The organism is Pseudomonas sp. REB1044 (assembly GCF_038813925.1).
Taxonomy (GTDB): domain Bacteria; phylum Pseudomonadota; class Gammaproteobacteria; order Pseudomonadales; family Pseudomonadaceae; genus Aquipseudomonas; species Aquipseudomonas boreofloridensis.
On the sequence record NZ_CP046139.1, the window covers coordinates 4484668 to 4506772 of the forward strand.

19 protein-coding genes are annotated in these 22105 nt (G+C 64.4%); 12 read left to right on the forward strand and 7 right to left on the reverse strand.

The genetic code is table 11. The features are described from left to right. Nucleotides 1–45: 45 nt before the first annotated feature. Nucleotides 46–570, forward strand: coding sequence for an outer membrane protein assembly factor BamE (locus tag GKC70_RS20435; protein ID WP_317871432.1), 525 nt, complete (start codon nt 46–48; stop codon nt 568–570). Between the two features lie 76 nt (nt 571–646). On the opposite strand, the gene GKC70_RS20440 is transcribed toward GKC70_RS20435, so the two are convergent. Then, a complete protein-coding gene (locus GKC70_RS20440; RefSeq protein WP_029613098.1) occupies nt 647–1081 on the reverse strand; it encodes a type II toxin-antitoxin system RatA family toxin in 435 nt (144 codons plus the stop codon). A 160-nt stretch (nt 1082–1241) separates the two neighbouring features. Between GKC70_RS20440 and smpB the strand changes: the two genes are divergently transcribed. Next, nucleotides 1242–1724 carry an SsrA-binding protein SmpB gene (gene smpB / locus GKC70_RS20445; RefSeq protein ID WP_029613099.1) on the forward strand — a complete coding sequence of 161 codons (483 nt, stop codon included), beginning with the start codon at nt 1242–1244 and terminating at the stop codon, nt 1722–1724. Nucleotides 1725–1785: 61 nt separating this feature from the next. Here the strand turns inward: smpB and GKC70_RS20450 are convergent, their stop codons facing one another. After that, entirely contained in the window at nt 1786–2553 is a 768-nt protein-coding gene (locus GKC70_RS20450; protein ID WP_029613100.1) for an FCD domain-containing protein, read from the reverse strand. Between the two features lie 247 nt (nt 2554–2800). Between GKC70_RS20450 and GKC70_RS20455 the strand changes: the two genes are divergently transcribed. The 8 genes from GKC70_RS20455 to GKC70_RS20490 all read left to right on the forward strand — a co-directional run bounded on the left by GKC70_RS20455 (nt 2801) and on the right by GKC70_RS20490 (nt 13966). Then, a complete protein-coding gene (locus tag GKC70_RS20455) occupies nt 2801–4471 on the forward strand; it encodes a lactate permease LctP family transporter (protein ID WP_342649741.1) in 1671 nt (556 codons plus the stop codon). Nucleotides 4472–4532: 61 nt separating this feature from the next. Next, entirely contained in the window at nt 4533–5678 is a 1146-nt protein-coding gene (gene lldD, locus GKC70_RS20460) for an FMN-dependent L-lactate dehydrogenase LldD (RefSeq protein WP_295486059.1), read from the forward strand. Nucleotides 5679–5750: 72 nt separating this feature from the next. Next, entirely contained in the window at nt 5751–8561 is a 2811-nt protein-coding gene (locus tag GKC70_RS20465) for an FAD-binding and (Fe-S)-binding domain-containing protein (RefSeq protein WP_342649742.1), read from the forward strand. A gap of 118 nt (nt 8562–8679) precedes the next feature. Then, entirely contained in the window at nt 8680–9903 is a 1224-nt protein-coding gene (locus GKC70_RS20470; RefSeq protein ID WP_342649743.1) for an MFS transporter, read from the forward strand. A gap of 182 nt (nt 9904–10085) precedes the next feature. Then, complete coding sequence (locus tag GKC70_RS20475; RefSeq protein WP_039575089.1) at nt 10086–11381, forward strand: NCS2 family permease; 1296 nt, start codon at nt 10086–10088, stop codon at nt 11379–11381. Further along, the gene (trmA, locus tag GKC70_RS20480) at nt 11378–12463 is read left to right on the forward strand and encodes a tRNA (uridine(54)-C5)-methyltransferase TrmA (RefSeq protein WP_116887545.1); all 1086 of its coding nucleotides are present in this window, start codon (nt 11378–11380) and stop codon (nt 12461–12463) included. The genes GKC70_RS20475 and trmA overlap by 4 nt, the downstream gene beginning before the upstream one ends. Nucleotides 12464–12519: 56 nt before the next feature. Beyond that, nucleotides 12520–13428, forward strand: coding sequence for a LysR family transcriptional regulator (locus GKC70_RS20485; RefSeq protein ID WP_342649744.1), 909 nt, complete (start codon nt 12520–12522; stop codon nt 13426–13428). Between the two features lie 100 nt (nt 13429–13528). After that, nucleotides 13529–13966, forward strand: coding sequence for a cupin (locus GKC70_RS20490; RefSeq protein WP_342649745.1), 438 nt, complete (start codon nt 13529–13531; stop codon nt 13964–13966). 40 nt (nt 13967–14006) lie between these two features. On the opposite strand, the gene pcaG is transcribed toward GKC70_RS20490, so the two are convergent. Then, complete coding sequence (gene pcaG / locus GKC70_RS20495; protein WP_342649746.1) at nt 14007–14612, reverse strand: protocatechuate 3,4-dioxygenase subunit alpha; 606 nt, start codon at nt 14610–14612, stop codon at nt 14007–14009. Between the two features lie 11 nt (nt 14613–14623). After that, nucleotides 14624–15343, reverse strand: coding sequence for a protocatechuate 3,4-dioxygenase subunit beta (gene pcaH, locus GKC70_RS20500; protein WP_029613106.1), 720 nt, complete (start codon nt 15341–15343; stop codon nt 14624–14626). A 199-nt stretch (nt 15344–15542) separates the two neighbouring features. Here pcaH and GKC70_RS20505 point away from each other — a divergent pair, with 199 nt between their 5' ends. Continuing rightward, the gene (locus tag GKC70_RS20505; protein WP_342649747.1) at nt 15543–16430 is read left to right on the forward strand and encodes a neutral zinc metallopeptidase; all 888 of its coding nucleotides are present in this window, start codon (nt 15543–15545) and stop codon (nt 16428–16430) included. A gap of 183 nt (nt 16431–16613) precedes the next feature. Beyond that, nucleotides 16614–18533, forward strand: coding sequence for a methyl-accepting chemotaxis protein (locus GKC70_RS20510; protein WP_342649748.1), 1920 nt, complete (start codon nt 16614–16616; stop codon nt 18531–18533). Nucleotides 18534–18580: 47 nt separating this feature from the next. Here the strand turns inward: GKC70_RS20510 and ggt are convergent, their stop codons facing one another. The 3 genes from ggt to GKC70_RS20525 all read right to left on the reverse strand — a co-directional run bounded on the left by ggt (nt 18581) and on the right by GKC70_RS20525 (nt 21960). After that, nucleotides 18581–20248: a gamma-glutamyltransferase gene (ggt, locus tag GKC70_RS20515; protein ID WP_342649749.1), complete on the reverse strand. Its 1668-nt coding sequence runs from the start codon at nt 20246–20248 to the stop codon at nt 18581–18583. Between the two features lie 115 nt (nt 20249–20363). After that, complete coding sequence (locus GKC70_RS20520; protein ID WP_342649750.1) at nt 20364–21260, reverse strand: LysR family transcriptional regulator; 897 nt, start codon at nt 21258–21260, stop codon at nt 20364–20366. A 109-nt stretch (nt 21261–21369) separates the two neighbouring features. Beyond that, a complete protein-coding gene (locus GKC70_RS20525) occupies nt 21370–21960 on the reverse strand; it encodes an NAD(P)H-dependent oxidoreductase (protein ID WP_342649751.1) in 591 nt (196 codons plus the stop codon). Between the last annotated feature and the right edge of the window lie 145 nt (nt 21961–22105).

Genomic DNA, 22105 nt, shown 5'->3' on the forward strand with positions numbered 1-22105 from the left:
TCGGGGTTTACGTTGTCCAGCCAAGATAGTGGAAGTCGCCCACCGATGCAAAACAACACCAAGCTCTTGCTAACCAGCCTCACCCTCGTGGGACTGCTCGCACTCGCCGGTTGCTCGTTTCCCGGGGTTTACAAAATCGACATCCAGCAGGGCAATGTCGTCACGCAGGACATGATAGACCAATTGCGTCCGGGAATGACCCGACGGCAGGTAAGGTTTATCATGGGCAACCCGCTCCTGCAGGACCCCTTCAATACCAATCGCTGGGATTACCTCTATAGCATTCAGCCAGGCGGCGGTAAGCGTCAGCAGGAACGCATGAGCGTGTTCTTCAATGAAGGCGACCAACTCGTGAGCCTGTCCGGCGACTTCATGCCAGGCGTCAGCCGCGACCAGGAAATCCTGGGTGGAAGCGGCGATACCACGGTCAGCCCGGCCAAGCAGCCGTCCGGCCAGCCTGAGACGCCTGCCAAACCCGGTTCGACCGAAGAGTCGATCCAGCGCGAAATCGATACCATCGAAACCACGCCGGTGCCGACACCCGCGCCGCTCGAGACCTCGCCCCAGTAAAGGCAGCGCTCATGAAAAAGCCCGGACATGTCCGGGCTTTTTGTTGGCCGTTGCAGCGATGAGCGTCCATGACCGCTCAGCCATGCAACTCCTTGGCGCGCTGGCAGAAGGCATCGACCAGGGTATTGGCCGCCTGATTGAACAATGGCCCAAGTGTGGCGCGAACCAACGGCCCGGCATAATCGAACGACAAGTCCAGACTGATCTTGCACGCCTTCTCACCCAGCGCCTTGAAGACCCATACCCCGTGCAACTGCGTGAACGGCCCTTCCTCCAGCGTCATCTCGATGGACTGCCCAGGCACCAGCACATTGCGCGTGACGAATTGCTGACTCATGCCACCTTTGGCCACCTCGAGCCTGGCACGCATGTGCGTGTCGCTCGACTCGATCACCGTCGAATCCGAGCACCAGGGGAGAAACTCAGGGTAACTGGCCACGTCGTTGACCAGGTCATAGAGCGCCTGGGCAGGGTATGGCAGCAGGGCGGAGCGTTGAATATGGGTAGTCATCCAGGCATCACTTCCAAGCTGGGCGGCAGCACCTCGCGGCGCTTCGGGACGTTTCCGTTCAAGGGAACTATTCCGGCATTGTCCGGGATTCATCCTGTCGGCTCAAGCACACCGAACCCCATAGCCAGAGGCCATGGCGACTGCCTATAATGCCGCCCCTATGGCTAAGCAAAAGAAACATCCGACCGGGACCATCGCGCAGAACAAGAAAGCGCGACACGATTACTTCATCGAACACAAGTTCGAGGCCGGACTGGTCCTGTCCGGTTGGGAAGTAAAAAGCCTGCGGGCCGGCAAAGCGCACCTGACCGACAGCTACGTGCTGCTCAAGGATGGCGAAGCCTGGCTGTTCGGCAGCCACATTGCCCCGCTGACCGCCGCCAGCACCCACGTCGTCGCCGACCCCATCCGTACGCGCAAGCTCCTGCTGAACAAGCGCGAGCTTGAGCGCGTGGAAGCGGCCGTGGCGCAAAAGGGTTACACCTGCGTGGCCTTGGCGCTGTACTGGAGCAAGCACCTGATCAAGTGCGAGATCGCACTCGGCAAGGGCAAGAAGGAGTTCGACAAGCGCGACACCCTGCGCGAACGCGACTCCAATCGCGAGCTGCAGCGCGCGGTGCGCAACAAGGGCAAGGAAGAATAACGCCCCGTGTCGGGCGACCCCGCTACCACGTCATCCGTGGCAGTGGGCTCGCCAGCACAACTCACCGCCCGCTGCGCCGCTGCGCCCGTGCCACACGCTGGGCTTCCTGACGTGCCTCCTCGAGCACTTCCTGTACATAGATGATGTGTCGACTCGACACCTCACGCGCCTCTTGCGCGCGCCCCTCGACGATCGCCTGGTACAGCTCGCGATGCTGCGCGATCAGCATGTCGCGCGTTTCCGGCCGCTGCTGGTACATGCCGCCGATATTGGTCACCACATTGCGCTTGAGTAAATCGAACAGCCCACGGATGGTGTGCAGCAGCACCGCGTTATGGCTGGCCTCGGCGATCGCCAGGTGAAAGCGCGCATCGGCTGCCCCCTCTTCTGCGCGGCTGACCTCATCGGCGCGGGCGTAGCAGTCCTGAAGCGTATCGAACGCGGCCTTGAGCCGCGCCCGATCAGGTTCGGTGGCACGCTGGGCAGCGTAGTAGGCGCATGACGCTTCCAAGGTGTGACGAAACTCCAGCAGGTCGCGCTGGGCCTCGGGATTGTCTTCGAGCAACAGCAGCAGCGGATCGCTGAAGGTCGAGCCCAGCGACTCGGCGACATAGTTGCCGCCGCCCTGACGGCTTATCAGCAATCCCTTGGCCACCAGCTTCTGGATCGCCTCGCGAAGCGACGGTCGCGAGACGCCGAACTGCTCGGCCAATGCGCGCTCAGCGGGCAGGCGCTGCCCAGCGCTCAGGGTGCCCTCGAGAATCATCGCTTCCAACCGATCGACGATATCGTCGGACAAGCGCCGCTGGCGCACCTGATCAAACACCATCACCTGCCTCTCCACTGACCCCGCTATCGATCGCGGGGCGCCCATTGTGCGCCTCTGCCGGGCGTTCAGCCACACCACCGGCCGCGCCCAATGGACGCTCCGCTCATCGGCCTGCGACCAAAGTTCTGCCTGGGACAAATTGACACACCCCTGATCGGGCTTTTAACCTAGCCACCAGTCATTGTAAATTGGTCTTACCAATTATCCAATGCCAGCGCTGACCAACAACAATTAGGGGTTACCCCATATGCAAACCTGGCAACAACTCTACGCCCCACTCGGGAGTCTCGGCCTGTCCGCACTGGCGGCAGTCATCCCCATCGTATTCTTCTTCCTGGCCTTGGCCGTGTTCCGACTCAAGGGGCATGTGGCGGGCAGCATCACCCTTGGCTTGTCGATTCTGGTGGCGATCTTCGCCTTCCACATGCCCGCCGACATGGCCCTCGCCGCGGCCGGCTACGGCTTCCTCTACGGCCTGTGGCCCATCGCCTGGATCATTGTCGCAGCCGTGTTCCTGTACAAACTGACGGTCAAGAGCGGCCAGTTCGAAGTGATCCGCAGCTCGGTGCTGTCGATCACCGACGACCAGCGCCTGCAAGTGCTGCTGATCGGCTTCTGCTTCGGCGCATTCCTCGAAGGTGCCGCAGGCTTCGGTGCCCCGGTGGCCATCACTGCCGCACTGCTGGTGGGCCTGGGCTTCAATCCACTGTACGCCGCTGGCCTGTGCCTGATCGCCAATACCGCGCCAGTGGCCTTCGGTGCGCTGGGCATCCCGATCATCGTCGCCGGCCAGGTGACTGGCATCGACGCCTTCCACATTGGCGCCATGACCGGCCGCCAACTGCCGCTGCTGTCGCTGTTCGTGCCGTTCTGGCTGGTGTTCATGATGGACGGCCTGCGCGGCGTGAAAGAAACCTGGCCAGCGGCGTTGGTTGCCGGCCTGAGCTTTGCCGTCACCCAGTACTTCACCTCCAACTTCATCGGCCCGGAACTGCCTGACATCACTTCGGCCCTGGCCAGCCTGATCGCCCTGACCCTGTTCCTGAAGGTCTGGCAGCCCAAGCGCGCGCTCACCCAGAGCCAGGACAGCACAGGCGCAGCGGTGGTCGCAGGCGTCGGCGGCCAGCCATCGCCCTATAGCTTCGGCGAGATCTTCAAAGCCTGGTCGCCTTTCCTGATCCTGACCGTGCTGGTGACCATCTGGACCCTCAAGCCCTTTAAGGCCGCTTTCGCGCCGGGCGGAGCGATGTACAACGTCGTGTTCAATTTTGCGATCCCGCACCTGGATCAACTGGTGATCAAGACCGCGCCGATCGTGACCGCGCCCCTGGCCATGCCGGCCGTGTTCAAGTTCGACCCGATCTCGGCCACCGGGACGGCGATCTTTCTCTCGGCACTGATCGCCATGGCCGTGCTGAAGATCAACGTCAAAACTGGTCTGACCACTTTCAAGGAAACCGTCTGGGAACTGCGCTGGCCGATTCTGTCGATCGGCATGGTGCTGGCCTTTGCCTTTGTCACCAATTATTCGGGCATGTCCTCGACCATGGCCCTGGTACTGGCCGGCACCGGGGCGGCATTCCCGTTCTTCTCGCCGTTCCTCGGCTGGCTGGGCGTGTTCCTGACCGGCTCCGACACCTCCTCCAACGCCCTGTTCAGCTCCTTGCAAGCCACTACGGCGCACCAGATCGGCGTCAGCGACACCCTGCTGGTCGCCGCCAACACCAGCGGCGGCGTGACCGGCAAGATGATCTCGCCGCAGTCGATCGCCGTGGCTTGCGCCGCCACCGGGCTGGTGGGCAAAGAGTCGGATCTGTTCCGCTTCACCTTAAAGCACAGCCTGTTCTTCGCCACGATCGTCGGCCTGATCACCTTGATTCAGGCCTATTGGCTGACCGGCATGCTGGTTACTCACTAAAGTGAAAGGGGCCGGGCGCCCAGGCGTCCGGCATCTCCTTCAACCCACGCTGCGAGATTCCATGATCATTTCCGCCTCCACCGACTACCGCGCCGCAGCCCAGCGCAAGCTGCCCCCCTTCCTGTTCCACTACGCCGACGGTGGCGCCTACGCCGAGCACACCCTGCGCCACAATGTCTCGGACCTGGCCAGCATCGCCCTGCGCCAACGCGTACTGAAGAACATGTCCGAACTGAGCCTCAAGACCGAGCTGTTCGGCGAGACCTTGAGTATGCCGGTGGCCCTGGCGCCGGTCGGTCTCACCGGCATGTACGCCCGCCGGGGCGAGGTACAGGCGGCGCGCGCGGCGGCCGAGCACGGCATCCCGTTCACGATGTCCACCGTGTCGGTCTGCCCGATCGAGGAAGTGGCCCCGGCCATCGACCGACCGATGTGGTTCCAGCTCTACGTGCTCAAGGACCGTGGCTTCATGCGCAATGCGCTGGAGCGGGCCAAGGCCGCTGGCGTGCGCACCCTGGTGTTCACCGTCGACATGCCCACCCCGGGCGCCCGCTACCGCGACGCCCACTCCGGCATGAGCGGCAGGAACGGCCCGCTGCGCCGCATGCTGCAGGCCATGACCCATCCGCAATGGGCGTGGGATGTCGGCGTCATGGGCCGTCCGCACGACTTGGGCAACATCTCCGCCTACCGCGGCAACCCGACGGGCCTGGCCGACTACATCGGCTGGCTGGCCGCCAACTTCGACCCGTCGATCTCCTGGAAGGACCTGGAGTGGATCCGCGAATTCTGGGACGGCCCGATGATCATCAAAGGCATCCTCGACGCCGACGATGCCCGCGATGCCGTGCGTTTCGGTGCCGACGGCATCGTCGTTTCCAACCACGGCGGTCGCCAACTCGACGGCGTGCTCTCCAGCGCCCGCGCCCTGCCGGCGATTGCCGACGCGGTAAAAGGCGATCTGAAGATCCTCGCCGACTCTGGCATTCGCAGCGGCCTGGACGTGGTGCGCATGATCGCCCTGGGCGCCGACACCGTGCTGATCGGTCGCGCGTTCCTCTGGGCCTTGGCCGTGCATGGCCAGGCCGGAGTGAAGAACCTGCTGGAATTGTTCGAGAAGGAAATGCGCGTGGCCATGGTGTTGACCGGCACCAAGACGATCGGCGAGATCACCCGCGACTCGCTGGTCCGCGAACTGGGCGCCTGAGCCCTGCGTAACCAAGCCTGATAGCCCGGGGCACGCCGCGCACCAGACGCGCCGGCCCCGTGAGGAGATTGCATGAGTCTGCCCGCTGCGTTCCTGCGCGATACCGAGCGCCTGATCCCCGCCGAACGCCGGTTCGACGACCCGACCTCGACCCTGGCCTTCGGTACCGACGCCAGCTTCTACCGCTTGATTCCCAAGCTGGTGGTGCGCGTGGAATCCGAGGACGAGGTGATCGGCCTGCTGCGCCTGGCCCAGCGCGAGCGCGTGCCGGTCACCTTCCGCGCCGCCGGCACCAGTTTGTCCGGCCAGGCCCTGAGCGATTCGGTGCTGATCGTGCTGGGCGAGCGCTGGAATGGCCGCGAGATCCGTAATCAGGGCGAACAGATTCGTCTGCAACCGGGAGTGATCGGCGCCCAGGCCAATACCTGGTTGGCGCCCTATGGGCGCAAGATCGGCCCGGATCCGGCGTCGATCAACGCCTGCAAAATCGGCGGTATCGTCGCCAACAACGCCAGCGGCATGTGCTGCGGCACCGCGCAGAACACCTATCACACCCTGGCCGGCCTGCGCCTGGTGCTGGCCGACGGCACCTGCCTGGACAGCGAGGACCCGGCCAGTGTGGCCGCCTTCGAACGCAGCCACGCCGATCTCCTGGACGCGTTGGCGCGCCTGGGCCGCGAGACCCGCGCCAACCTGCCCCTGGCCGAGCGCATCCGGCACAAGTACCGGCTGAAGAACACCACCGGCCTGTCGCTCAATGCACTGGTGGACTACGACGCGCCGCTGGACATCCTGCAGCACCTGCTGGTCGGCTCCGAAGGCACGTTGGGTTTCATCAGCGCCGTCACCTACCACACCGTGCCCGATCACCCGCACAAGGCCAGTGCGCTGCTGGTGTTTCCCAGCGTCGAGAGCTGCTGCCGCGCGGTCACCGTGCTCAAGCAGCAGCCGGTGTCCGCCGTGGAACTGCTCGACCGCCGCAGCCTGCGCTCGGTGCAGCAAATGCCAGGTATGCCGGACTGGGTCCGGGGACTTTCGGCCCACGCCTGTGCCCTGCTGATCGAGTCGCGCGCGGCCAGCCAAAGCCTGTTGCACGAACAACTGAACCAAGTGATGGCCTCCATCGCCGATTTCGCCCTGGAACAGCAGGTCGACTTCAGCGAAGACCCTGCCGTCTACAACCTGTTGTGGAAGATCCGCAAAGACACCTTCCCGGCGGTCGGTGCCGTGCGCCAGACCGGCACCACGGTGATCATCGAGGACGTGACCTTCCCGGTGGAACTGCTCGCCGAAGGCGTCAACCGACTGCTGCAGTTGTTCGACAAGCACCACTACGACGAGGCGATCATTTTCGGCCACGCCCTGGAAGGCAACCTGCATTTCGTCTTCACCCAGGGCTTCAACAGCGCCGAGGAAGTGGCGCGCTACCAGGCGTTCATGGACGATGTGGCGCAGTTGGTGGCCGTGGAATTCGGTGGTTCGCTAAAGGCCGAACATGGCACCGGACGCAACATGGCACCCTTCGTCGAACTGGAGTGGGGCCAGGACGCCTACCAATTGATGTGGCAGCTCAAACGGCTGCTCGATCCCAATGGCATCCTCAACCCGGACGTGGTGCTCAGCGACGACCCGGACATTCACCTGAAACACCTCAAGCCGCTACCGGCGGCCGACGAGATCGTCGACAAGTGCATCGAGTGCGGTTTCTGCGAGCCGGTGTGTCCGTCACGCGGACTGACCCTGAGCCCGCGCCAGCGCATCGTCATGTGGCGCGACATCCAGGCCAAGCGCCGCGCCGGCATCGACACCCGTGAGCTGCTGCAGACCTACCAGTACCAGGGCCTCGACACCTGCGCCGCCACCGGGCTGTGCGCCCAGCGTTGCCCGGTGGGCATCAATACCGGCGAGTTGGTGAAGAAGCTGCGCGGCCAGGCGGCGAGCCACCTTCAACGGGCCGATTGGCTCGCCGAACATTTCCACACCGTGCTGCGCGGTGCGCGCCTGACCCTGGCCGTGGCCAACGGTGCACGCAAGCTGCTGGGCGCGCCGCGCCTGGAGAGTTTGAGCAGCGGCTTGCGCAGGGCCAGCCGGGGTCGCCTGCCGCAGTGGACAGCGGCCATGCCGCAACCCATCGCGCCGATCAGCGTGATCCCGGTCAGCCAGGACGCACGTCCCCGGGTCGTCTACCTGGCCGCTTGCGTGTCGCGGGTGATGGGCCCGGCGTACACCGACGGCGAGCAGCGCTCGTTGCTGGACAAGACCCGTGCACTGCTGGAAAAAGCCGGTTATCAGGTGATCTTCCCCGAGCAGGCCGACAGCCTGTGCTGCGGGCAGCCGTTCGCCTCCAAGGGCTATGCCGAACAAGCCGAGCACAAGCGCCAGGAACTGATCGCTGCGCTGCTGCAGGCCAGTCGCGGCGGGCTCGACCCGATCTACTGCGACACCAGCCCCTGTACACTTCGCCTGGTGCAGGATCTGGGCAACTGCCGCCTCGACCTGTACGACCCCGTGCGCTTCATCCGTACCCACCTGCTCGACAAGCTGGAGTTCACCCCACAGGATGAACCGGTGGCCGTGCATGTCACCTGCAGCACCCAGCACCTGGGCGAGAGCCAGGCGCTCATCGACCTGGCGCGTCGCTGCAGCAAACAGGTCGTGATACCCGAGGGCATTCACTGCTGTGGTTTCGCCGGCGACAAAGGCTTCACCACACCGCAGCTCAATGCCCATGCACTGCGCACGCTCAAGGGTGCGGTGCAGCAGTGCAGCGAAGGGATCTCCACCAGTCGGACCTGTGAGATCGGGTTATCGACCCACAGTGGTATCGACTATCACGGACTGGTGTATCTGGTGGACCGGGTGACGCGGGCGCGCAGCCTCTGAGCCTGAACGCGGCGCCGCCTTCTGATGCGGGCGGTCGCCACAGACCGGCCTGCTCGCAACCATTTGTTACAACTAGATGCTACTCTGCAGCCCTCCCCTTGGCCGCCGTTGACCTCCGATGTCAGAGTCCGCACCGCTGCTGCTGCGTCACCACCGTCCTTTCATCGCCTTCTGGCTCGCCCGGGTGTTCACCGCCAGCGGCTTCCAGATGCTCACCGTGGCCATCGGCTGGCACCTCTATCAGCTCACCGGCAATGTGCTGGACCTGGGCCTGGTCGGCCTGGTGGAGTTCGCCCCGCGCGTGCTGTTCATGCTGCACACCGGGCATGTGGCCGACCGCTACGACCGGCGCAAGGTGGCGGCGCTGTGCCAAAGCCTGCAGGGGTTGATCGCCCTCGCGCTGGCGCTGGGCAGTGCCACCGACAACGTCAGCCGCGAACTGATCTTCCTGCTGGCGTTCCTGCTCGGCGCCACCCGCGCCTTCGAGATGCCCGCCACCCAAGCCCTGCTGCCGAACGTAGTGCCCGCAGGGCTGTTCCCGCGTGCCGTCGCCGCTTCGGCCTCCGCCACCCAGGCAGCGACCATCGTCGCCCCGGCGCTCGGCGGGCTGCTCTACGCCTTGGGCAGCGTCTGGGTGTATGGCCCGACCGTTGCGCTGTACGCCATCGCCTGCGCACTCACGCTCAGCCTCCAGGCCCGCCAGCAGACGCCGCAGCGCGGCCGAGCCACCGTGCAGTCGCTGCTGGCCGGCATCCATTTCATCCGCAGCCGCCCCGACATCCTCGGCGCCATCTCGCTGGACCTGTTCGCCGTGTTGCTGGGCGGCGCCACGGCATTGCTGCCGGTGTTCGCCCGCGACATTCTGCTCACCGGCCCGTGGGGCCTGGGCCTGCTGCGCTCGGCGCCGGCAGTGGGGGCGCTGTTGATGTCGTTGTGGCTGGCGCGCTTCCCGGTCGAGCGCAAAGTCGGTCGAACCATGTTCACCGCCGTGGGCGTGTTCGGCGTGGCGACCATCGCCTTCGGCCTGTCGACCTCGTTCTGGTTCTCCCTGGCGGTGCTGGTGGTGCTCGGCGCGGCGGACATGATCAGCATGGTCATCCGCAGTGCCTTCGTGCAGTTGGAAACGCCGGACGATATGCGCGGCCGGGTCAGTGCGGTGAACGGGCTGTTCATCGGTGCCTCGAATCAGCTCGGAGAATTCGAATCCGGCGTCACTGCGCACTGGTTTGGCACAGTGCCGGCCGTAGTGCTCGGTGGCGTGGGCACGCTGCTGGTCACCGGGGTGTGGATAAAGCTGTTCCCGACCCTGGCGCACCGCGACCGGATGCACAATCCCGAGTAGCCCTGGCCAAGCCGCTTCGCACCGCGCAGCGACCACCCGCGACAGCCATAGGCCCCGCCCACCATGCTGGTATGATGCGCGGCTTTTTTGCACCCCGCACAAATCCACGGCACCCGGTACGGTCTGTGCTTTGCTGTTGAGGTCCAACACATTCACGGCGCTGCGGCGTCATGGGAGCAGGCATGCTGGAAAGGCTGTTTCAACTCAAAGCACACAATACCAACGTGCGCACCGAGATCCTTGCGGGCGTCACCACCTTCCTGGCCATGGCCTACATCCTGTTCGTCAACCCGAGCATCCTGGGCGAGACCGGCATGGACAAGGGCGCGATCTTCGTCGCCACCTGCCTGGCCGCAGCCATCGGCTCGGTGACCATGGGCCTGATCGCCAACTACCCGATCGCCCTGGCGCCAGGCATGGGCCTGAACGCTTTCTTCACCTACACGGTGGTCCTGCACATGGGCCACACCTGGCAGGTGGCACTGGGCGCAGTGTTCCTCTCGGCGGTGCTGTTCTTCCTGCTGTCGATCTTCCGCATTCGCGAATGGATCGTGAACAGCATCCCGCTGCCTCTGCGGTCGGCCATCGCGGCGGGCATCGGTCTGTTCCTGGCGCTGATCGCCTTGCACAACGCTGGCATCGTCGTCGATAACCCGGCGACCTTGGTGGGCCTGGGCGACTTGCGCAATCCCGCCCCCATCCTTGCCACCCTCGGTTTCTTCCTGATCGTCGCCCTGGAGGCGTTGAAGGTCCGCGGGGCGGTGCTGATCGGCATTCTCGCAGTGACCGTAGTGTCGATCCTGATCGGCGCCAGCCCGTTCGCCGGCATCGTCTCGCTGCCGCCCTCACTCGCACCGACCTTCCTGCAACTGGACATCAAGGGCGCGCTGGACGTTGGCCTGATCAGCGTGATCTTCGCGTTCCTGTTCGTCGACCTGTTCGACAACTCCGGCACCCTCATCGGCGTGGCCAAGCGCGCCGGGTTGATGGGCAAGGACGGCCACATGCCGAAGATGGGCCGGGCACTGATCGCCGACAGCACCGCCGCCATGGCCGGTTCCTTGCTGGGCACCTCGACCACCACCAGCTACATCGAGTCGGCGGCCGGCGTCAGTGCCGGCGGGCGTACCGGCCTGACCGCCATCGTGGTCGCCGTGCTGTTCCTGCTGGCGCTGTTCTTCGCACCGCTGGCCGGCAGCGTGCCGGCCTTCGCCACCGCACCGGCATTGCTGTTCGTTGCCGTGTTGATGGCTTCGGGCCTGGCCGAAATCAACTGGGACGACGTCACTGAAGCGGCACCGGTGGTGGTCACGGCCCTGGCCATGCCACTGACCTACTCGATCGCCAACGGCATCGCCTTCGGCTTCATCGCCTGGACCGCCATCAAGCTGATTTCCGGTCGTCGCCACGACCTGAACCCGGCATTGGTGATCCTGTCCATCCTGTTCGTCATCAAGCTGGGCTGGTTCAACGCATGAGTGCTGCCTTCGACCCTTCGCAATACGCCACGCAACTGCAAGCCAAGGTCGAGCGCCTGAACGAGTTGCTGGCACCGTTCGATGCGCCGGCTCCATCGGTGTTCGAGTCGCCGCGCGAGCACTATCGCCTGCGCGCCGAGTTCCGCCTGTGGCGCGAGGAGGGCCAGCGCCACTACGCCATGTTCGCGCCGGGCGAGAAGCACAAGGCGATCCTCATCGACGACTTCCCCATCGCCAGCCAGCGCATCAATGTGCTGATGCCGCAGTTAAAAGCCGCCTGGCAGGGCAACGAAGACCTGAGCAACCGCCTGTTCCAAGTGGAGTTCCTCACCACCCTGGCGGGCGACGCGATGGTCACGCTGTGCTACCACCGCCCGTTGGACGCCGCCTGGGAAGCCGCCGCGCAACAGTTGGCCGCCGACCTTGAGGTCAGCGTGATCGGCCGCTCCAAGGGCAAGCGCGTGGTGATCGGCCGCGACTATGCGCTGGAGCAACTCGACATCGGTGGGCGAACCTTCAGTTATCGCCAACCCGAAGGCGCCTTCACCCAACCCAACGGCGCGGTGAACCAGAAGATGCTGGCCTGGGCCTGCGAAGCCATGGGCCGACGCGACGACGACCTGCTGGAACTGTACTGCGGCAACGGCAACTTCACCCTGCCGCTGGCCACCCGCGCACGCCAGGTGCTGGCCACCGAAATCAGCAAGACCTCGGTCAATGCCGCCCTGCACAACCTCGACGAGAACGGCATCGACAACGTACGCCTGGTGCGCCTGTCGGCCGAGGAACTGACCCAGGCCCTGAACGAAGTTCGCCCGTTCCGACGTCTGGAAGGCATCGACCTGAAAAGCTATGCCTTCGGCACCGTCTTCGTCGATCCGCCGCGCGCCGGTATGGACCCGGACACCTGCGAGCTGACCCGACGCTTCGAGCGTATCCTGTACATTTCCTGCAACCCCGAGACCCTGGCGCAGAACATCGCCCAGTTGCAGGATACCCACCGTATCGAACGTTGCGCGCTGTTCGACCAGTTCCCCTATACCCATCACATGGAAAGTGGAGTGCTGCTGGTCAGGCGCTGAGTTGTCCGCAGGCAGGGCCAGCGCGCCCTGCCTGCGCTCATCATCAGGAGCGGTCCATGGACCAGTTGAGCGCCATGCACACCTTCCGCCGGGTCGTCGACCTCGGCAGTTTCAGCGCCGCCGCCAGCCAGGCCGGCGTCTCCCACACCGTGCTGTCGCGCCAGGTGAAGAACCTGGAACGCGCCCTCGGCACGCAACTGCTCACGCGCACCACGCGCCGGCTGCATCCGACCGAAGCAGGCCTGCTGTTCTACCGTCACTGCGTACTGATCCTCGACCAGGTGCAGGCCATGACGCTGGAGCTGTCCGAGCACCAACTGCAACCCACCGGCACCTTGCGCCTGAGCGTGGGCTCGGCGTTCGGCGATCTGGAGCTGGGCCGCTGGTTGCCTGACTTCGTCGAGCAGTACCCGCACCTGCACGTGGAGCTGAACTGCACCGATCGCTTCGTCGATCTGCTGGAAGAGGAGGTCGATGTCTGCCTGCGCATCACCGATCATCTGCCCGATTCGAGCTTGGTCGCCCGGCTGCTGACCCCTAGCCCGGTACTGCTGGTGGCGGCACCGGGCTACCTCGAACGGCAGGGCTCTCCCAGCACGCCAGAAGGCTTGAGCACCCATCCGCTGCTCGGTTACAGCCGCCTGCAGCAACCCCAACGCCTGACGCTCAGCGCTGCCGATGGCAGCCGCCGCGACGTGCTGATGCCCAGGCGCCTGAGCGCCAATTCACCGATGGCCCTGCGCGCGGCAGCCATCGGCGGACTGGGTATCGCCAGCTTCGACCGTTTCATCGTCGACGACGCGTTGCGCGACGGGCGACTGGTGCCAGTGCTGAGCGGCTGGCATCTGCCGGGGCGAAACCTGTATGCGGTGTATCCGCACAGTCGTTATCTGGCGCCGAAGGTCCGCGCGCTGATCGATTACGCGCAGCGGTACTACGCGACAACGCGCTGGGGTTGCGATTAGTGCAGAAACTGCACAGGCGCTGGCACGTTTTGCCCGTATCTGGACATCGACACCCTGACTAACCTTCGCCTCCTCACTGAACAGGCGAAGGAGCCTCTGCATGAATACCCTGACTAAACTCTTGGCAGGTCTGACCGTGGGCGCTATGGCACTCACCGCCCACGCCGGCGATGGCACCTTGATTTCGGTGCCGAACAGCGCTGCGCTGAAATGGCAGGACGTACCGAACACCCAAGGCGCCGTCAGCTACGCCAACGTCGAGGGCGACATCTTCGGCAAAGGGCCTTATTCGGCCTACGTGAAGTTCAAGAAAGGCGTGGACAACGGCCTGCACCAGCACACTCAGGTGCTGCCGACAGTGGTACTGGCCGGCACCTTCTACGCGGTGATCGACGGCAAGCGCGTCGAGTACCCGGCAGGTGCTTACTACAAACTGCCAGCCGACCTGGTTCACGAAAGTGGCTGCACCGCCGAGGCTGACTGCCTGCTGTTCCAGTACCAGGCCGATGCCTTCGACCTGAAGCCGGTCAAAGGCTGATCAAACCGCCGGGGCGGCCTTACTCTGCCGCCCCATCCCGTCAGAAGTCGAAGAACACCGTCTCCCCTTCCCCCTGAATACGTATGTCGAACCGGTAGGCGGTCTTGCCGTCCACTTCGCAGCGCTTGGCGATCAGGGTTTCCCGGCGCTGCGGCTGCTCGATCAGGTTGAGCACCGGGCACTGCGCGTTGGCCTCGGCTTCGTCATCGAAATACAGCCGCGTGTGTAAGTGGATGTTGATGCCCCGGGCGAACAGGCTGATGTTGATGTGCGGCGCCATGGGCACCCCGGCAGCGTTGTTCACAACCCCCGGCTTCACCGTGTGCAGCGTCCACTCGCCCGCATCGAAGGTGGTGGCGGTACGACCGAAACTGTTGAAGGCATTTTCCAGGTTGAACTGATCCTGATATTGGCCGTTGGCATCGGCCTGCCACACCTCGAGGAAGGAGTCGCGCACCAGGTGACCATTGCCGTCGTAGACGTGGCCGAGCAGCAGAATATGCTCGCCAGGCGCCTCGGGGCGGGCGAGTCGGCTCCAGATCTCCTGATCACGGGTGGGGTTGCCCGCCGCTTCCAGGGCCAGGCCGATGTGCACATAAGGGCCGGCGGTCTGCGAAGGGGTTTCCGGCAGCAGTTCGATAGGCATGACGGCGCTCCTCAGCGGTTCTCGAAGTGGGTCTGGCGCTGGCCACGCAGCACGATGTCGAAGCGGTAGGCCAGGCAATCCATTGGATTGGCCTGGCTCATGTCCAGGCGCGCGATCAGGCTCTGCACCGCTTGTGGATTGGCGATCGACTTGACGATTGGGCACATCGGGATCAACGGGTCGCCTTCGAAGTACAGCTGGGTGATCAGCTTGGTGGCGATCGCCGGGCCGCTGATGGAAAAGTGAATGTGCGCCGGACGCCAGTCGTTCGGCCCGTTACGCCAAGGGTACGGACCCGGCTTGATGGTGCGGAAGCTGTAGTAGCCATCGCGGTCGGTCAGGCACCGACCGACGCCGCCGAAGTTCGGGTCCAGCGGCGCCAGGTAGCGGTCATTCTTGTGTCGGTAGCGGCCACCGGCGTTGGCCTGCCACATTTCCACCAGGGTGTTGGCCACCGGCTTGCCGTACTGGTCGACCACACGGCCGGCAACGATGATCCGCTCGCCGATGGGCAAGCCGCCGTTGTTGAAGTTCAGCAGCAGGTCATGGTCATGCTCGCCGAACCGCAGGTGGGAAAAGTCCGGGCCTGTGGTTTCGCTGATCGACTGGGGAATGCTCACCAGCGCCTGGCGTGGCGAGCGGGCAATGGAGGTCTTGTAGTCTGGGGTCAAGGCCTTGGGGTGCCAGTTGCGATCACGGATCGCGAAGCGGCGGTTATCCTGGGCAGGCATGCCGGTGTCCTCTCTTGGAATTGTGCGGGCCGCCTGTGCGTGGCAGGCGGACGCACAGTGTCCGGTAGGCACCGCGCCCGGCCTATTGAAAACTTGCTGGGCAGACATAACCATACGGTTATGCAACTTTCCGGTAGATGACCGGCTCTCAAGCGCAGGACTATCCTGCATGCACTGCCCCTTACAGCGGAGACACTCTATGGACTGGCGAAAAGGCCGACGCAGCGACAACGTGGTCGACGCACGCGGCTCAGGCGGGGGCGGCGGTATGCGCTTCGGAGGAGGTAAAGGCCTGGGCCTTGGCGCGGTGCTGTTGATCGTCGGCATCGGCTGGCTGACCGGCCAGGACCCGTTGCAGTTGCTCGGCCAGCTCTCCGGCCAGATGCAGCAGCAACAGCAGGCTGCACCAGGCACCACGGCCAGCAAAGCGCCGCCGGCCAATGACGAACAGGCGCAGTTCGTCGCCTCGATCCTCGGTGACACCGAAGACACCTGGAAGGCCCTGTTCGCCCAGGCCGGCAAGCAGTACCGCGATCCCAAGCTGGTGCTGTTCAGCGGTCAGGTCAATTCGGCGTGCGGCTTCGCGTCTTCGGCGGTCGGACCGTTCTACTGCCCAGCCGACCAGCGCGTGTACCTGGACATGTCGTTCTTCCGCGAAATGGAAACCCGCTTCGCCGCCGCTGGCGACTTCGCCCAGGCCTACGTGATCGCCCACGAGATCGGCCACCATGTGCAGACCTTGCTCGGCGTCTCGGCCAAGGTCGATGCCGCCCGTCGCAGCGGCCAACGCATGGAGGGCGACAACGGTCTGCTGGTACGCCAGGAGCTGCAGGCCGACTGCCTGGCCGGTGTCTGGGCCTACCAGGCACAGAAGCGCCTGAACTGGCTGGAACCCGGTGACGTGGAAGAAGCCCTGAACGCCGCCAACGCCATCGGCGACGACCGCCTGCAGCAGCAGGGCCAAGGCCGCGTGGTCCCGGACTCCTTCACCCACGGCACCTCGGCGCAACGCGTGCGCTGGTTCAAGACCGGCTTCGGCAGCGGCGACCTGACCCGCTGCGACACCTTCAATACCCGTAATCTGTAACGCCCTTCGGGGCGTTTCTTCGCTTCTCCAGATCGCAATACGACCAATGGGGCATTTTTCCGCTGAAAAACGTTTCAGCGACAGCGCTTGCTGCCGATAACCCCTGGATCCAAAGCTGGCCCTCTAAAACAACAACGCCCAGCGACGTGAATCCTTGCAACACACATTTTCTGGAGAGCGTGCATGAACAGATGGTTTGCCGATAAGAGCGTGAATCTCAAACTCGGACTGGGCTTCGGCCTTGTCCTGTTGTTGACCGGCCTGCTGGCCCTGGCCAGTTGGAGCAGCCTGGGCAGCATGATCAACCGCAGCAACTGGATGAGCGACATCACCCGGCTCAACATCGACCTCACCAACCTGCGCGTGGCGCGCCTGCAGTACATGATCGCCAATGGCGACGACGCCGCTGCCGCCACCACCCTGGCCAAGCTCGACACCTTCACCGCCCAGCAGCAGCGCCTGGAAAACACCTTCAAGAGCCCTGAGAACGTCAAGCTGCTGCGCGAGCTGGGCAAGACCATCGCCGACTATCGCGTCTCGCTCGACAAGATGCGCGCCGGCTACAAGGTCACCGCCGCGGCCCGGCAGACTCTCGACCAGAACGCGGCCAGCGCCGTGCAGGCGATCGAGGCCCTGAGCCAGACCGTGCTCAATCGCGACGAAAGCGACGCCGGCCGTTTGCAGCAGTACCTGGCGATCAGCAAGGCGCGTCAGCAACTCACGCAGTTGCGACTGACCATGCGCGATTACATCGCCGCTTCCAGCGCAGCCACCGAGCAAGCGATGCTGACTCAACTCGAGCAGACCCTCGGCGAAATCGACGGCCTCAAGCGCCAACTGACAGGCGATGCCGCAGGCATCCAGCCGTTCGAGACCGCCGTGCGCGGTTATGGCGAAGCCGTTCGCCAACTGCGCGATGCCACCGCGCAGATCGCCGTGGCCCGCCAGGAAATGACCGTGCAAGGCGCCGACATCGTCAAGGTCAGCGACGAGCTGTACAAGATCCAGCTCGAGCGCCGCGACATCGAAAGCGGCGATGCCCGTACCCTGCAGATCGGCGCCACCTTGCTGGCCCTGCTGTTCGGCGTGCTGGCTGCCGTGATCATCACCCGTCAGATCACCCGTCCTCTACGCGAAACCCTCGAGGTGGTGGAGCGCATTGCCGGCGGCGACTTGACGCAGAACCTGCAGGTCACCCGCCGCGACGAACTCGGCGTGCTGCAGCAAGGCATCGCACGCATGGGCACGACCTTGCGCGAGCTGATCGGCGGCATTCGCGACGGCGTGACCCAGATCGCCAGCGCGGCCGAAGAACTGTCGGCCGTGACCGAACAGACCAGCGCCGGCGCCAATAGCCAGAAGGTCGAAACCGACCAGGTGGCCACTGCCATGCATGAAATGGCGGCCACGGTGCAGGAGGTGGCGCGCAACGCCGAGCAGGCCTCGCATGCCGCGACCCAGGCCGACGACCAGGCCCGTGCTGGCGACAAGGTGGTGGGCGAGGCGATCAGCCAGATCGAACGCCTGGCCAGCGAAGTGCACCGCTCCACTGACGCGATGAACCTGCTGCAACAGGAAAGCCAGAAGATCGGCAGCGTCATGGACGTGATCAAGTCGGTGGCCGAGCAGACCAACCTGCTGGCCCTCAACGCCGCCATCGAAGCGGCCCGAGCCGGCGAAGCCGGACGCGGTTTCGCGGTGGTCGCCGATGAGGTGCGCGGCCTGGCCCAGCGCACGCAGAAGTCCACCGAGGAAATCGAAGAACTCATCGCCAGCTTGCAGAACGGCACCCAGCAGGTGGCCAACGCCATGCTCGGCAGCCAGACCTTGACCGACAGCAGCGTGGACCTGGCGCGCAAAGCGGGCGATTCACTGGCGAGCATCACCAGCACGGTGTCGGGCATCCAGTCGATGAACCAGCAGATCGCCGCAGCGGCCGAACAGCAAAGTGCAGTGGCTGAGGAGATCAGCCGCAGCATCCTCAACGTGCGCGACGTGTCGGAACAAACCGCCGCCGCCAGCGACGAGACCGCGGCGTCCACCGTGGAACTGGCGCGCTTGGGCGGGCAGTTGCAGACGCTGGTCAGCCATTTCCGCGTCTGACGCTGTACAGGACTGACGCCGCCCCTTGAGGGGCGGCGCTCAGCCGATCACTTGACGACCATGCCCACCCCACGCCCACGCGGATCGGACGCAGTCTCCAACGTCTGCCCGGTCACGCGGATCGCCTGCACGTCGCCCATCTCCCAGCCCTGGTCCTCCAGAACATAGCCCATCTTCTTCAGTTCGTCGGCCACCGGGCCGGTGAGCGGTGCATAGCTGTCGAAGTAAATCGTGTCCTTGGGCAGCAACTGGTGGTGCACACGCTGCGCGGCGACGGCTTTTTCCAATGGCATGCCGTAGTCGTACAGGTTGTTCATCACCTGGAAGATCGAGGTGAAGATCCGTGAACCACCCGGCGTCCCCAGCACCAGGGTGACCTTGCCGTCACGCGTGATCAGGCTCGGGCTCATGGATGAAAGCATGCGCTTGCCCGGTGCGATGGCGTTGGCGTCACCGCCGACCACGCCGAACACATTGGCCGCCCCCGGCTTGGCGCTGAAGTCGTCCATTTCGTCGTTGAGCAGAAAACCCGCGCCTTTGACCACCACGCCACTGCCATAGTCGAGGTTGAGGGTATAGGTGTTGCTCACCGCATTGCCCTGGCGGTCGACGATGGAGAAGTGCGTGGTCTGGTGCGGCTCCAGGCCCGGCTTGACCTGGTCGGTGGCGGAGATGGCCGTCGGATTGACCTGCGCGGCGCGCTTGGCCAGGTAGTCCTCGGCCATCAGTTGCTTGACCGGCACCTGGGTGAAGGCCGGATCGCCCAGGTAATCGGCGCGGTCGGCGAATACCCGTTTCTCGATCTCGGACAGCAGGTGAATGTACTTCGCCGAGTTGTGCGCCACGCCTTTGAAGTCCGCCGCACGGTCCTCCTTGATGCCCAGCAGTTGGCCTAGCGCGACACCACCGGAGCTCGGTGGCGGCGCCGTGTAGACCACGTTGCCGCGCCACTCGATGGCGATCGGATCGCGCCACAGCGCCTTGTAGTCCTTCAGATCGTCCTTGGTGATCAGGCCCTTGTCGGCCTGCATCTGCGCCACCAGCAGGTCGGCGGTCTTGCCCTGATAGAACTCGCTCACGCCCTTGTCGGCGATGCGCTCGAGGGTCTGGGCCAGTTCCGGCTGCTTGAACAGCTCGCCCACTTTCATGCTGCCGAAGTAGTCGTTGAAGTTGGTCGCGGTCTTGAACAAGCCTTGGGCGTCATCGCGGTACTGGTACTGCTTCTGGGCGATCTTGAAGCCGTTCTGCGCATAGCCGATGGCCGGCGTGAGCAGCTCGCTCCACGGCAGCTTGCCGAACTTCTGGTGCGCCTCCCACAGGCCCATGACCGTGCCTGGCACACCAGCGGCGCGAGCACCGACCAGGCTGAGGTTTTCGATCACCTCGCCTTTGTCGTTCAGGTACATGGTCTTGGTCGCGGCCTTCGGCGCCACTTCGCGGTAGTCGAGGAAATACGGCTTGCCGTCGACGAACAGGGTCATGAAACCGCCGCCACCGATGTTCCCGGCTTCCGGGTAGGTGACCGCCAGGGTGAACGCGGTGGCGACGGCGGCGTCCACCGCGTTGCCGCCCTTCTTGAGAATATCGGCGGCGACCTGGGCGCCGTACTGATCGGGCGCGGCGACCGCGCCGCCTTCGAGGGTCACGGCATAGGCCGAGGAACAGCTCAGGATCGCGGCCCCGAGGGCCAGGGACTGGAACATGACGATACGCATGACGCTTCCTTAGTCGTTCTTGTCGAACCTCCATTTAAGGCGCAGGCATCGGGTTCAGGCAAACGGCAAACGCTGAGGTGGACGTCTTTGGGCAACCGTGTCGCGTTCAGACAACTCAGCAGGCGTACGTCGACAGCTTGGCCTGGATGAAATCCAGGAAGCATTGAATACGCAGCGCCAGTTGCGTGTTGCGGTAATAGACCGCATGAATCGGCTGGCGATAGCCACTGCTGGCCTCGGCCAGCAGCACCTGCAGACGGCCCGTGCGGATGTCGTCATGGGTCATGAAGTGCGACAGGCACACGATCCCCTCACCCGCCAACGCCAACTGACGCAGGGTTTCGCCGCTGGAGGCCAGCAGCGCCGGACGGATCGCCCAGCGGTCGCCCTGGGCGTGACGCAGGGGCCAGTGGTTGAGACTTTCCGGCGCGCTGAATCCGAGCAGCCCATGCTGGCTCAGGTCCTCGACCGCGCGTGGCGTGCCATGGCGCTCCAGGTACTGCGGGCTGGCCAGGATCAGCAGCGGGCTGCACCCCAGCGAACGGGCGTGCAGGCTGGAGTCGGCCAGCTCGCCGATGCGGATGGCGACATCGGTGCTGTGCTCGAGCAGGTCGATGATCAAGTCGTCGCTGTTGAGTTCGAGCTCGATGCCGGGGTACTGGCGGCGGAACTCGCCGATCCACGGCAAGATCGCGTGGAGCATGAACGGTGCAGCGGCATTGATGCGCAGGCGGCCGGTCGGTGTCTGACGGTTGATCGACAGGCGCTCTTCCAGATCGTCCATCTGCGCGAGAATCTGCCGCGCGCGTTCGAGGAAGAAGCGGCCTTCCTCGGTGAGGTCCATGCGCCGGGTAGTGCGGTTGACCAAGGTGGTGCCCAGCTTGGCCTCCAGACGCGACAAGGTCCGACTCATGGCCGAGGGCGTCTGGCCCATCTGCTCGGCAGCAGCGGATATCGATCCGCAATCGATGACGGCCACGAATGCCTGAAGTTCTTCGGATCGAGTTTTCACGCGTGCGCCTTGGCGGGAGGAAGGAGTGATTGATAGCGGTTGATCGCTCACCGTGCAAGCACGCGCCCAGGCCATCACTCCCCGGCAGCGGACGAAAACAGCGCAGCCATCACTCGGCCTTGTCGAACAGCGCGCCCAAGTGCGCCTCGTATGCGGCCACCGCCGCTGGCACATCCGGACGTTTCATCACGTCGGTGGCCACGAAGCTGGGCAGGCCCGTCATGCCGAGGAACTGGTTGGCCTTGTGGAACGCGAAATACACCGCGTCCACACCTTTGCCTTCGAAGAAATCGGTCGGGTCGTCGAAGGCCTGCTGCGGCGCGTTCCAGGTGGCCGAGATCATGTAGCGCTTGCCCATGAGCAATCCGCCGCTGCCGTACTTCTGCGAAGCGTCGGTGCGGGTCCGGCCATCGTTGGCGTACAGACGACCATGGCCTGCGGTGAACACCTCATCGATGTATTGCTTCACCGTCCAGGGCGCGCCCATCCACCAACCCGGCATCTGGTAGATCACCACGTCGGCCCAGAGGAATTTGCGCACCTCTGCCTCGATAGCGTAGCCGCCGTCGATGAAGGTCTGCTGCACGTCGAAGCCCGCGTGGTCCAGGTAGGCCATGGCGGCTTCGTGCAAGGTGGTGTTCAGGCGGCCGTCGGAATGGGCGAAGTGCTTGCCGCCATTGAGCAAGAGGATATTTTTCATGGGAGGATCTCGTCGCAAGATTTGGGATGGCGGCAGGTTAGGCCGTCACGCAAGCTGTAAAAAGTCGGTCAGCGGCAAAAGGCTTTTGCCTGACAGTCACGAATCACGCACCGATTACTGCCATACCATCGCACTTCATCTTTCC

Excerpts from the sequence above, each read along its gene's own strand:
- GKC70_RS20470 (WP_342649743.1), top strand. The coding sequence starts at position 8,680 with ATGTCAGAGTCCGCACCGCTGCTGCTGCGTCACCACCGTCCTTTCATC.
- trmA (WP_116887545.1), top strand. The coding sequence starts at position 11,378 with ATGAGTGCTGCCTTCGACCCTTCGCAATACGCCACGCAACTGCAAGCC.
- pcaG (WP_342649746.1), bottom strand. The coding sequence starts at position 14,612 with ATGCCTATCGAACTGCTGCCGGAAACCCCTTCGCAGACCGCCGGCCCT.
- GKC70_RS20490 (WP_342649745.1), top strand. The coding sequence starts at position 13,529 with ATGAATACCCTGACTAAACTCTTGGCAGGTCTGACCGTGGGCGCTATG.
- GKC70_RS20505 (WP_342649747.1), top strand. The coding sequence starts at position 15,543 with ATGGACTGGCGAAAAGGCCGACGCAGCGACAACGTGGTCGACGCACGC.
- GKC70_RS20435 (WP_317871432.1), top strand. The coding sequence starts at position 46 with ATGCAAAACAACACCAAGCTCTTGCTAACCAGCCTCACCCTCGTGGGA.
- GKC70_RS20440 (WP_029613098.1), bottom strand. The coding sequence starts at position 1,081 with ATGACTACCCATATTCAACGCTCCGCCCTGCTGCCATACCCTGCCCAG.
- GKC70_RS20450 (WP_029613100.1), bottom strand. The coding sequence starts at position 2,553 with ATGGTGTTTGATCAGGTGCGCCAGCGGCGCTTGTCCGACGATATCGTC.
- ggt (WP_342649749.1), bottom strand. The coding sequence starts at position 20,248 with ATGCGTATCGTCATGTTCCAGTCCCTGGCCCTCGGGGCCGCGATCCTG.
- GKC70_RS20455 (WP_342649741.1), top strand. The coding sequence starts at position 2,801 with ATGCAAACCTGGCAACAACTCTACGCCCCACTCGGGAGTCTCGGCCTG.
- GKC70_RS20465 (WP_342649742.1), top strand. The coding sequence starts at position 5,751 with ATGAGTCTGCCCGCTGCGTTCCTGCGCGATACCGAGCGCCTGATCCCC.
- GKC70_RS20510 (WP_342649748.1), top strand. The coding sequence starts at position 16,614 with ATGAACAGATGGTTTGCCGATAAGAGCGTGAATCTCAAACTCGGACTG.
- lldD (WP_295486059.1), top strand. The coding sequence starts at position 4,533 with ATGATCATTTCCGCCTCCACCGACTACCGCGCCGCAGCCCAGCGCAAG.
- pcaH (WP_029613106.1), bottom strand. The coding sequence starts at position 15,343 with ATGCCTGCCCAGGATAACCGCCGCTTCGCGATCCGTGATCGCAACTGG.
- GKC70_RS20485 (WP_342649744.1), top strand. The coding sequence starts at position 12,520 with ATGGACCAGTTGAGCGCCATGCACACCTTCCGCCGGGTCGTCGACCTC.
- GKC70_RS20475 (WP_039575089.1), top strand. The coding sequence starts at position 10,086 with ATGCTGGAAAGGCTGTTTCAACTCAAAGCACACAATACCAACGTGCGC.
- GKC70_RS20525 (WP_342649751.1), bottom strand. The coding sequence starts at position 21,960 with ATGAAAAATATCCTCTTGCTCAATGGCGGCAAGCACTTCGCCCATTCC.
- smpB (WP_029613099.1), top strand. The coding sequence starts at position 1,242 with ATGGCTAAGCAAAAGAAACATCCGACCGGGACCATCGCGCAGAACAAG.